At 53.2% G+C, this 1,090-nt stretch carries 2 rRNA genes; both read left to right on the forward strand.

From position 1 onward, the window contains the following. Positions 1–392 (forward strand): 16S ribosomal RNA (locus TCEL_RS11360); the annotation flags it as partial. Between the two features lie 222 nt (positions 393–614). Beyond that, positions 615–1,090 (forward strand): 23S ribosomal RNA (locus tag TCEL_RS11365); the annotation flags it as partial.

Here is a 1,090-nt window from a genome sequence, read left to right on the forward strand (position 1 = left end):
GGGACTGCCTGGGTTAACCAGGAGGAAGGTGGGGATGACGTCAAATCATCATGCCCCTTATGCTCTGGGCTACACACGTGCTACAATGGCCGGTACAATGAGTTGCAAAACCCCGTGAGGGGGAGCTAATCTCAAAAACCGGTCCCAGTTCGGATTGTAGGCTGCAACTCGCCTACATGAAGCCGGAGTTGCTAGTAATCGCGGATCAGCATGCCGCGGTGAATACGTTCCCGGGCCTTGTACACACCGCCCGTCACACCATGAGAGCCGGCAACACCCGAAGCCAGTGGGCTAACCCGCAAGGGAGGCAGCTGTCGAAGGTGGGGCTGGTGATTGGGGTGAAGTCGTAACAAGGTAGCCGTAGGAGAACCTGCGGCTGGATCACCTCCTTTCTAAGGGTTTAATAGCTCTCGCTGTTTAGTTTTGAAGGGCCGAAATCCTGAATGGATTTCGGCGGGCAATTTAGCTAACGAAGTTAGCGTCTAAATTGCCCGGGAGCCGAAAGGCCGAAGTCCCTTCAGATTAAAGACGCTTTAAGATAAGGAACGTCTTTGAGAATAAGTAAAACAGTTCTTTGAAAACTGCACAGCCAAAGGTAACAAGTTCTTTGTAACGATCAAGCTACAAAGGGCGCATGGTGGATGCCTTGGCACCAGGAGCCGATGAAGGACGTGGTAAGCTGCGAAAAGCTGCGGGTAGCCGCAAACAGGCTGTGATCCGCAGATGTCCGAATGGGGGAACCCGCATGGCTAACGCCATGCATCCTTAGCTGAATCCATAGGCTAAGGAGGGCACACCCGGGGAACTGAAACATCTAAGTACCCGGAGGAAAAGAAAGAATAATCGATTCCCTAAGTAGCGGCGAGCGAAAGGGGAGGAGCCCAAACCAGAGGAAACTCTGGGGTTGCGGACAGGTCAAGAAAGCGAAGGAGTTCTTAGCCGAATAGGTCTGGAAAGGCCAGCCACAGAAGGTAAAAGCCCTGTAGGCGAAAAGGACTTTGAGCGAGACCTGATCCAGAGTACAACGGGACACGAGGAACCCTGTGGGAAGCAGGGAGGACCACCTCCCAAGGCTAAATACTACCTGGTG

This window comes from Thermobrachium celere DSM 8682, assembly GCF_000430995.1.
Lineage (GTDB): Bacteria > Bacillota > Clostridia > Clostridiales > Caloramatoraceae > Thermobrachium > Thermobrachium celere.